Below are 10,319 nucleotides of genomic sequence, written 5' to 3' on the forward strand. Positions count from 1 at the left end.
CCGGTACGGGCCGGGTGCGCGCCGCGGGCCGCGGAACCGCCCCTGGGGTGCGCACCGAGAACACCACCGGCCCCTGACGTTCGGCTCACCGGCGGCTACCGGACCACTAGCGACGCACGTCGGCGGTGGCGCGCGGTCCGCCGGTAGCCGACGGCAACCGGATCGTTAGGACGGGCTGTTGTGCTGGTCGCCGACGCCGGATCCCGCAGAAAGGGCGGTTGCTCCGTATGACGACCACCGAAGACGTCCTGGCCTGCATCAGCCGCCGGGTCGGGGACCAACCGATGAGCGAGACCAGCGAGTTGACGGCCCTGGGTGTCGACTCCCTGCTGCTGCTGCGCATCATCACCGACCTGGCGGCGGACGAGACGCAGGAGATCGAGCCGCACGAGCTGGCACGGCTCGTCACCGTCGGCGACCTGACGGAGTTCGTCGGCCGGTGGAACGGGGGGCCGCGCCCGTGACCGCCCTCGACCTGGGACCGCAGACGCCCGTGCTGCGCCCCGACGGGCACGGGGACGTGCTCCCCCTGACCGACTCCCAGCGCAGCCTGCTCTTCATCCAGGAGGCCGCCGCCCGCAAGGACCTGTACAACAACAGCTTCCGCATCGTCTTCGACGGAACGCCGGACGCCGACGCCATGCGGACCGCCCTGGAGCGGCTGGTGCTGGTGCAGCCGGCGCTGCGCACCGAGTTCCACGCCGGCCCGGACGGCCCCGGCGCCCGCATCGCGCGGGCGGTCGCGCTGCCGTGGGAGGTCGTCGGGCACGACGGCGGCGCGGTGCCGTGGGAGACCTGGCTGGAGGAGCGGACCGAGGAGTTCGTGCGGCTGCCGCTGGACCTGTCCCGGGCCCCGCTGTGCCGGTTCCGGCTGCTGACGTCCGCGCCGGGCGCGCCCGCCCGGTCGGCCCTGCTGGTGACGGTGCACCACACCGTCAGCGACGGGGTGTCGGTACGGGTCCTCGTCGACGAGATCAGCGCCGGGTACCGGCAGGCCCTGGGCCGCGCCGCCGCCGAGGGCGACGAGGACCCGGCGGTGCTGGCCCTGGCGCGCGAGCGCTCGCTGCGCGCGGAGCTCGCGGCGCAGTGCGCGGCGGCGCGGGCGGCGGTGGCCGCCGGGGACGCCGACGCGCTCGCCGGACCGCTGGCCGGCGTGGCCCCCACCACGCTGTACCCGGTGCCCGGCCGTCCGCAGGACACCGCCCACCGGGCCGAGCGGTTGCGCGTGCTGCTCGACCGGCCGGAGCGGGCGCGCGTCGAGCGGGCGGCCCGGGACCTCGGCACCACGCCGTACGAGCTGCTGCTGGCCTGCTACGCGCTGCTGCTCGGCGACTACGCCGGCACCGGGGACGTCCTGGTGGGCAGCCCGTTCGCCACCCGGCGCACGGTGGCCTCGCACCAGCTGTGCGGGTTCTTCGTCAACACGCTGCCCATGGCGCTGCCCGCCCGCGACGTGCCGTTCCAGGCGCACTGCCGTGAGGTGTCGGCGACGGTGCGCGGGACCCGCGCCCGGCAGTCGGTGCCGTTCGACGCCCTGGTGACGCGGCTGGCCCCGGAGCGTTCGAGCAACCGCAACCCGGTCTTCCAGTGCATGTTCGCCATGCAGGACGAGCTGCGCACCCGGGTGGCGCTCATGCCGTGGATCGAGGGGCGGGTCGAGATCCTGGAGAACGGCTCGGCCAAGTTCGACCTCTGGCTGGGCGCGACGGCGGTCGAGGACGGCCTGCGGATCGAGCTGGACTACGACCGGGACCTGCTGCCCGCGTCCTACGCGCAGCGCTTCCTGGCCGAGTACCGGGAGCTGCTGCTGCGCGCCGTCGAGGCGCCGTCGGCGGGCACCGGGAGCCTGCTGGCCGGGCTGAGCGCGCGGCGCGGCGCGATCGCCCGTGCCCTGCGGCGGGGCGCCGACGGGCGGACCGACGCGCCGGGCGGGCTGCTCGGCCTGGTGCGCGAGGCCGCGCGCCGCCACCCCGGCGCCGTCGCCGTGCGGCAGCCGGGCGGCGCCGAGGTGACCTACGCGGAGCTGCTGCGGCGCACCGAGCGGACCGCGACCGGGCTCGCCGGGCGCGGTGTGGGCCGCGGCGACACCGTGGCGGTCGTCCCGGGCGACCTGGTGGAGACGGTGGTGGCGATGCTCGCCGTGCTGTGGCGCGGGGCGGCGTACCTGCCGCTGGACACCTCGCTGCCCGCCGAACGGCTGGCCTACATGATCGAGCAGTCCGGGTGCCGCTTCACGGTCGGCGACCGGGACGCGGTGCCGGACGGGCCGCCGCGCGCCACCCCGGCGCGGCTGGAGGCCGAGGCCGGCACGGCGCAGGCGCCGGACGCGGCGGACGGCACGGACCCCGTGTACATCATGTTCACCTCCGGCTCGACCGGCCGCCCCAAGGGCGTGCACATGGGACAGGGTCCCCTGGTGAACCTGCTGCACTGGCAGCTGCGCGAGCTGCGGATGGGCCCGGACAGCCGGTTCCTGCAGTACGCGCCCCTCGGCTTCGACGTCTCCTACCAGGAGATCTTCCCGACCCTCGCCTGCGGCGGGACGGTGGTCGGACTCGGCGCGCTGGACCGCAGGGACCTGACGGCCGTGGCCCGGCTCGCCGAGCGGGAGGAGCTGACCCACGTCTACCTGCCGGTCGCGGTGGCCGGCGCGTTCGCCGGCGCGGTCGAGGAGGCCGGGCTGACCCTGCCCACCGTGCGCCACGTCTGCGTCTCCGGGGAGCAGCTGAACCTGGACGAGCGGCTGCGGCGGCTGCTGGTCCGGGACACCGGACGCGAGCTGGTCAACCTCTACGGCCCGACCGAGACGACCGCGGTCACCTGGCACGTGGTGCGCGGCGACGACCTGCCCGCCCACGACCACGTCCCCGTGGGCCGTCCGGTGCCGGGCGTGGACGCCCACCTGCTCACCCCCGACGGCCGCGACGTGCCGCCGGGCGCGGTGGGCGAGCTCTACCTGGGCGGCGTGTGCCCGGCGGTGGGCTACGTCAACGACCCCGAGCGCACCGCGGCGGCGTTCCTGCCCGCGCCGGACGCGCCGTCCGGGTCCGGCGCCCGTGTCTACCGCACCGGTGACCTGGCCCTGCTCGCGGAGGACGGCGCCCTGGTGTTCCTCGGCCGCCGGGACGCGCAGGTCAAGGTGCGCGGGCACCGGGTGGAGCTGGGCGAGCTGGAGTCCGCGGCGGAGCGCCTGCCCGAGGTGGGCGAGGCGGTGGCGGCGGTGACCGGCACCGGCGAACAGGCCGCCCTGTGCCTGTTCCTGCGGCCGGCCGGCCAGGCACAGCCCCAGGAGCCGGACGTCCGGGCCCACCTGGAGCGGATCCTGCCCTCCTACATGCTCCCGCGGCACGTGCGGCTGATCGACGCGGTGCCGCTGACGCCGAACGGCAAGGTCGACCGCACCGCCCTGACGACCGCGCTCCAGGCGGGCCGGCTGCGGGCCGCCCGGCCGGACGGGGCCGCGTCCGGCTGGGAGCCGACCGGGACCGAGCGGATGATCCGCGACCTGTGGGCGACGCTGCTCGGCAGCGCGCCGAGCGGCCCCGACGAGTCCTTCTTCGCCCTGGGCGGCAACTCCTTCGACGTGCTGAAGCTGATCGCGGCGCTGCGCGAGACCACGGACCGGCCCCCGACGGTCGGTGACTTCTTCCGCCGGCCGACCGTCCGGGCGCTCGCCGCCCACGTGGACGGGGGTGCCTGAGCGATGGCGGGAAGGACGGACATGACGACGGCCCTGGACGCGATCGGGGAGCGGGTCCGGCGCACCCCGGACCGTACGGCGGTGATCTGCGCCGACGCCCGGCTCAGCTACCGCCGGCTGTGGGACGGCGCGCGGGCCGTGGCGCGGGCGCTGGCCGCGCGGGGCCCGGCCCGGGGCTCCGTGGTGGGGGTGCTGGGCCCGGGCAACGAGCACTTCATGACCGCCGTCCTCGGCTGCTGGCTGGCCGGGGCGTCCTGGACGCCGGTGGACCCGGCGTGGCCCGAGGAGCGGCAGCGGCACGTGCTCGCGGACACCGGCGCACCGCTGGTCCTGGCCACCGACGGGTCCGCCGCACCGGACCGGCTGCACGGGACTCCGGTCCTCCCCGTGGCCGGGGCGATCGCCTCCGGCACACCGGACGACGGCACACCGGACGACGGCGCGCCGCCCGGCCGGCCCGGCCCCGACGACCAGGCGTACGTGATCTACACCTCCGGTTCGACGGGCGCCCCGAAGGGCGTGTGCGTGGACCACGGGGCGCTGGCGGCGCACCTGGCCGGCGCGGTGGAGGCGTACGGTCTCGCCGACGACGACGTGCTGCTCTCCTTCTCGGCGCCCGCCTTCGACGCCACCGTCATGGAGATGTGGGCGGGTCTGGTGGCCGGGGGCACCGTGCTGCTGCGCGGTTCCGCCCTGTGGACCGGCCCGCAGCTGTTCGCCCGGGTCGCCGAGCACGGTGTCACCTACGTGGGCTGCACCACCGCCTACTTCGAGACGTTCTTCGGCGAGGAGCTGACGGCGCGTGACGTGGAGCTGCTGAGCGGGCTGCGCGCCGTCTTCTTCGGCGGGGAGGCGCCCAGCGCCGCCGTGGTGCGGCGGTGGGCGGCCGGACCGCTGGGCCATGTGCCGCTGTGCAACGGCTACGGCCCCACCGAGGCGGTGATCGCCGCCACCCGCTACTGGATCCGGCAGGGCTGGGACGGCGGCGACCAGGTGCCCATCGGCACCTGCGTGCCGGGGCACGAGGCGGTGGTGCTGGACGACGAGGGCCGCGAGGTGCCCCCGGGCGCCGGCGGCGAACTGTACCTGGGCGGCAGGTGCGTGGCGCGCGGCTACCTCAACCGCCCGGACCTGACGGCCGAACGCTTCGTCCGGCTCCCGGGGCGCGAGGGCGTGTGGTACCGCACGGGCGACCTGGTGTCCCGGAACGGCGAGGACCTGGTGTTCGTGGGGCGCGTCGACCGGCAGGTGAAGATCCGCGGCTTCCGGATCGAGCCGGAGGAGATCGAGGTGGTGCTGCGCGGCCTCGCGCGGGTGCGCGGCGCGGTGGTCGGCGTCGGCAGGGGCCCCGGCGGCCGGGACCGGCTGGAGGCGCACGTCGTGCCGGAGGACCGCGCGGTGCCGGCGGACGTCTTCACCGCCCGGGTGCGGCAGGAGCTGCGCGAACGGCTGCCCGTCTACATGGTCCCCGAAGTGATCAGGGTCCTGGACGAGTTGCCGCTCGGCGCGACCGGCAAGGTCGACCGGGCGAAGGTGCTGGCGGGGACGGGGGGAGCATGAGCACCGCCACCGCGGCGGCCCCGGCCGGCGCCTCCCCGGCCGGGGCCGGCTCCCTGGCCCTGGTCAGCGGCGGCACCCGGGGCATCGGACGCGCCCTGTCCGAGCGCCTGGCCCGCCGCGGCCACCGGGTGGTCGCCCTGTACGTCTCCGACGAGAAGGCCGCCCGCGCCACCGAGGACGACCTCGGCCCCGCCGTCCGGGCCGTCCGCGCCGACGTCACCGACGCCGGCGCCGTGGCCGCCGCCGTGGCGGACGCCGTGGAGCGGTACGGCCCGCCGGGGGTCGTGGTCAACAACGCGGGCGTCAACATCGACAAGCCCTTCCTGGAGAGCACCCCCGCCGAGTGGGACACGGTGATCGGCACCAGCCTCTTCGGCGCCCTGAACCTCACCCACGCGTGCGCCCCGCACATGCTGGACGGGCCCGGTGGCAGCGTCGTCAACATCGGCGCGACGACCGGGCTGCGCCCCCGCACGGACGGGGCCGCCTACTGCGCCGCCAAGGCGGCCCTGCTGCACCTCACCAAGTGCCTGGCCCTGGAACTGGCGCCGAGGGTCCGGGTCAACTGCCTCATCCCCGGCTTCACCTGGACCGACGAGGTCGTCACCCGGTTCCGCCTGGACGACGACGCGGCACGCGAAGCGGTGCTGCGCCAGATCCCGCAAGGACGAATCGCCTCCACCGCCGAGATCGCCGACGCCCTGGAGTTCCTCGTGGACTCCCGCAGCTCGTACGTCACCGGGCAGAAGCTGATCGTCGACGGCGGCCAATTCATGTGGTAGGGAGTCATGATCGAAGAAGCCGCCCGAGCGGCACGCGAGGCCAGTGTGCAGGCGCCCCCCGTGGGTGCCCCGGCCTACCGGGAGTACTGCCTGCGCCTGGCGGACCAGCTGCGCGCCCGCTGGCCGCGGATCCGCAAGGCCAACGAGGAGGACGTCGCCGCCGCCGAGCGCCGCGGCCTGCCGCCCACGCTGGTGGACCGGCTGCGCCTGCGCGACGCCCACCTGGAGGTGGCGGTCCGGCTGACCGAGCAGGTGCACGAGGCGCTGCCGCAGGTCACCGCGCCCGGCCCGGAGAGCCCGGTGGGCACCTGGGGCAGCCGCCGGCAGGTGCGCAAGCCCCTCGGCGTCGTCCTCATGGTGTACGAGGCCCGGCCGACGGCCACCGTCGAGGGCGCCCTGCTGTGCGTCGCCACCGGCAACGCCGTGCTGCTGCGCGGCGGCAAGGAGATCGCGGCGACCAACGCCGAGCTGGGCGAGGCGATCCGCGCCGCCTGCGCGCAGGCAGGGCTGCCCGAGGCGCTGGCCACGGTGCTGGACGACCCGGACCGGTCCCAGCTGCGCTGGCTCCTGGCCCGGCCGGACGTCGTCGACGTCCTCGTCCCCCGGGGCGGGCCGTCGCTCGTCGACTACTGCCGCACCGCGAGCACCCTGCCGGTCATCGCCAGCGGCGGCGGGGTCAACCACCTGTTCGTGCACGCCAGCGCCGACCTGCCGCTGGCCGCGTCGCTCGCCCTCAACAGCAAGATGACCGAGCCGACCGCCTGCAACGCCCTGGAACTGGTCCTGGTCGAGCGGGCCGTGGCCGGCGCGTTCACGGCACACCTGCGCGAGGCGGCCCGCCGCTGGGAGGGACCGGTGACGCTGCGCACCGACCCGGCCCTGCCGCCCCTGCCCGACCCGGAGGGCGCGGCCGCCGACGGCCTGCGCGAAGAGCCGCTGGCCGAGCACGACTTCGGCCGCGAGGTGCTGGAGCCCGCGATCGGCGTCCACGTCGTCGACGGCCTGGACGCGGCGGTGGCCCACGTGCGCCGCCACGGCTCCGGGCACACCGAGGGCATCGTCGCCACCGACGAGGCGGCCGTGGCGGCCTACACCGGCGCGGTGGACGCCGCCGCGCTGATCGTCAACGGCTCCCTGCGCCTGCACGACGGCCCGACCATGGGGCTGGGCCCCGAACTGTCCATCTCCACCGGCCGACTGCACGTGCGCGGCCCGGTCGCCCTCGGCTCGCTGCTGACCACCCAGTGGGTGGTCCGGGCCCGCGGCACCCTGCGCACCTGACCGTCGCGCCCCCTCCCCGACGCATCCCTCCTCCATCCGGCCCGCGCACCGTCCCGGGCCGAGAAGGGCTCATCCCCCATGTCCAGCGAATCCCCCGTGTCCACCGCACCGCCCGCCTCCACCGCGCCGGACCGCGACCGCATCGCCGCCGCCGTGCGGCGCCTGGTCGTCACCGAGTCCCGGCTGTCCGTGGACCCCGCCACGATCTCCGAGGACGAACCGCTCAACGGCCCCCTGCTGAAGGTCAACTCCCTGGGTTTCCTGGGCATGCTCATCCGCCTGGAGGACGACCTCGGCCTGGCCCTGCCCGACGACCTGTTCGTGGGCCGCAGCTTCGCCACCGTGCGCGACCTGATCGACCTGGTCGCCACCGCCGCGGAGACCGCGCGATGAGCGCGCCCGTCACCGAGCGCGTCACCGCGCGGCCCGCCGCCCCCGCCACCCCGGTGCCGGCGCGCTGGCGCAGCGTCCTGCCGCACCTGGACACCGCCCTGCCCGCCGACCTGCCGCCGGAGAACCCGGCGTCCGGCTCCGGCATCCACATCAACCTGCCGATGGAGCTGATGCGGCAGAGCCTGCAGCCCCGGGAGTTCTGGGACATCCCGCAGGAGGTGGCCGAGGCCTACCGCTCGTTCCGGCCCACGCCGCTGTGGCGGGCCCGCGGCTTCGAGCGGGCGGTCGGCGCCCGCGTCCCGGTCTGGGTCAAGTACGAGGGCGGCAACATCTCCGGCAGCCACAAGCTCAACACGGCGCTCGCCCAGGCCTACTACTACAAGCGGGCCGGGGTGACCGAGCTGGTCACCGGCACCGGCGCCGGCCAGTGGGGCACGGCGATGGCCGCGGCCTGCGCGATGTTCGGCCTGCGCTGCACGGTCTTCATGGTGGGCTCCAGCCTGGCCAAGAAGCCCTACCGGGGCGTGCTGATGCGGATGCTCGGCGCGCGGGTGCACGCCAGCCCCAGCGACCTGACCTCGGTGGCCGCCGCCGACGACGGCAGCCAGGGCAACAGCCTCTCGCTGGCCATCGGCGAGGCCGTCGAGTACGCCCAGACGCACGACGGGGCCGCGTTCTGCATCGGCAGCGGCGAGACGTACAGCATCCTGCACCAGTCGGTCATCGGCCTGGAGAGCGAGGAGCAGCTCGCCGCCGCGGGCACCTCGGTGGACGCCGTGGTGGGCGCGGTCGGGGCCGGCTCCAACTTCGGCGGCACCGCCCTGCCGTTCCTCGCCTCCGCCCGGGCGGCCGGCGCCCGGCCGCCGCGCCTGGTGGCGGCCGAGTCCGCCGCCTCGCCCAAGCTGAGCAGGGGCGTGTACGCGTACGACAAGACCGACGCGACGGGCACCGGGCCCCGCGAGGCGATGTACACCATCGGCAGCGACTACCGCATCCCCGACTCGCACTCGGGCGGGCTGCGCTACCACGGCGCCGCCAAGCTCGTCTCGGCGCTGCGGCACTCCGGTGACGTGGAGGCGGTGGCCGTCGGCCAGGTCGAGGCCCTGGAGGCGGGCCGCCGGTTCACGCTGTCGGAGGCGGTGCTGCCCGCCCCCGAGTCGGGGCACGCGCTCGCCGTGGCGGCCCGGCTCGCCGGCGGGGACGAGGCACGCGACCTCCCCCGGGGCGTGCTGGTCTGCCTGAGCGGCCACGGCTACCTCGACCTCGGCGCCTACCAGCAGCTGCTGGCCGGGGAGCTGGCGGACAGCGCGCCCGACCCCGCGGGACTGCGGGAGGCGGTGCGCGGTCTGCCCCGCGTCGGCGACGCGCCGGGCACGGACGGGGCGGCGGGAGGCACGGCATGACCACCCTCACCCCCCAGGACGCCGCGCGGGCGGACGGGCCGCGCGCGCTGGAGCCGCCCCGGGTGCGGGCCGCACTGCTCGACTGCCTCCAGGCCAACCTCGCCGTGCTCGCCGACCGCCACCACGGCCCGGACACCCATCTGCGCCTGGGCGCCGTCCTGCGCTTCGCCCCGGCGCCGCACGGGCCCGGCGGCCTGCCCACCGTCGAGCCCACCGTCGAGGACCAGCTCGCCGCGGCCGGGGAGCTGCTCGGCCTGGCCGTCCGCGCACGCGCGACGGGCCGGCCCGGCACGGCACCGGACGGGCCGGCGGAGCCGTCGTACGTCGTCGCGGACGCCTTCCACCTGCCGTGGGTGCCCTATCACGGGCACCGGCACGTCGAGCACAGCTTCCTCGTCGAGCCGGACGCCGACGGCGTGACGGTGACCGACGCCTACCACAACGACACCACGTGGGGTCCGGCCCGCCCGCTGCGCCTGTCCTACCGGCGCGAGCAGCTCGACGTGCTGCTGGCGGCGCTGCCGGAGGACACCGTCACCGTGCGGCTGTCCGCGCGCCCGCCGGGGCCCGCCCCGGCGCCGGTGCACGCGCCCGCCGGCGAGGCGGCGGTCGACGCCTACCTGCGGGCCTACGCCGACCACGAGGACCGCGTCCTCGCCCTGGAGCGGTTCACGCTGGAGACCTGGCTGCTGGCCCGCGCCCGGCACCTGCACGCCGCGTACGCCGCCCGCCTGGCCGGCGGCGCGCAGGACGAGACGGTGCGCGCGCACCTGGCGCGGTGGGACGGCGTGGTCGAGCACACCTACCTCGCCTACCGCCGGGCGGTGCGCGGCCGGGCGGAACCGGCCGGGCTGTTCGAACGGGTCGGCGAGGCGCTGCGCGCGGACGCCGCCGTGTTCGGCGGGCGGCGGCCGCGGACCCCGGAGGACCTGGAGGACGAGGTGCGCGCCGTCGTCGCCGAGGTGCTGCACGTCCCCGCGGACTCCCTGGTCGTCGGGGCCGGCGGCTTCGACGGGAACCTCAGCCGGCTCGCGGAGTTCGGTTCGATGCGCATGGTCGAGGTCGTGGAGCGGCTGGAGCAGCGCTTCGCCGTCGAGTTCGCACCCGAGGACCTGGTGCCGGAGAACCTGCACCGCGTGGACGACCTGTGCGCCCTGATCCGCCGGGCTCCCTCCGCCCGCTGACCCCCTCCCCTTCCTC

At 76.3% G+C, this 10,319-nt stretch carries 8 protein-coding genes; all 8 read left to right on the top strand.

Annotated features, from left to right (window positions below):
• The first annotated feature begins 227 nt into the window (after positions 1–227).
• The 8 genes from GL259_RS03625 (at position 228) to GL259_RS03660 (ending at position 10,303) form a co-directional block, all read left to right on the top strand.
• Complete coding sequence (locus GL259_RS03625) at positions 228–464, top strand: acyl carrier protein (RefSeq protein WP_159529110.1); 237 nt, start codon at positions 228–230, stop codon at positions 462–464.
• Positions 461–3,700, top strand: coding sequence for a non-ribosomal peptide synthetase (locus GL259_RS03630; protein ID WP_159529111.1), 3,240 nt, complete (start codon positions 461–463; stop codon positions 3,698–3,700). The genes GL259_RS03625 and GL259_RS03630 overlap by 4 nt, the downstream gene beginning before the upstream one ends.
• 21 nt (positions 3,701–3,721) lie before the next feature.
• The gene (locus GL259_RS03635) at positions 3,722–5,260 is read left to right on the top strand and encodes an amino acid adenylation domain-containing protein (protein WP_159529112.1); all 1,539 of its coding nucleotides are present in this window, start codon (positions 3,722–3,724) and stop codon (positions 5,258–5,260) included.
• Positions 5,257–6,042, top strand: a complete 786-nt coding sequence (locus GL259_RS03640) for an SDR family oxidoreductase (protein ID WP_159529113.1) — start codon at positions 5,257–5,259, stop codon at positions 6,040–6,042. Before GL259_RS03635 ends, GL259_RS03640 begins: the two co-directional genes overlap by 4 nt.
• A gap of 6 nt (positions 6,043–6,048) precedes the next feature.
• Positions 6,049–7,323, top strand: coding sequence for a glutamate-5-semialdehyde dehydrogenase (locus GL259_RS03645; RefSeq protein WP_159529114.1), 1,275 nt, complete (start codon positions 6,049–6,051; stop codon positions 7,321–7,323).
• A 78-nt stretch (positions 7,324–7,401) separates the two neighbouring features.
• On the top strand, positions 7,402–7,716 hold the full coding sequence (locus GL259_RS03650) for an acyl carrier protein (protein WP_159529115.1): 315 nt from the start codon (positions 7,402–7,404) through the stop codon (positions 7,714–7,716).
• A complete protein-coding gene (locus GL259_RS03655) occupies positions 7,713–9,119 on the top strand; it encodes a TrpB-like pyridoxal phosphate-dependent enzyme (protein WP_159529116.1) in 1,407 nt (468 codons plus the stop codon). The genes GL259_RS03650 and GL259_RS03655 overlap by 4 nt, the downstream gene beginning before the upstream one ends.
• Complete coding sequence (locus GL259_RS03660; protein ID WP_159529117.1) at positions 9,116–10,303, top strand: acyl carrier protein; 1,188 nt, start codon at positions 9,116–9,118, stop codon at positions 10,301–10,303. The genes GL259_RS03655 and GL259_RS03660 overlap by 4 nt, the downstream gene beginning before the upstream one ends.
• The last annotated feature ends 16 nt before the right edge of the window (positions 10,304–10,319 follow it).

The organism is Streptomyces sp. Tu 3180, from assembly GCF_009852415.1.
Lineage (GTDB): Bacteria > Actinomycetota > Actinomycetes > Streptomycetales > Streptomycetaceae > Streptomyces.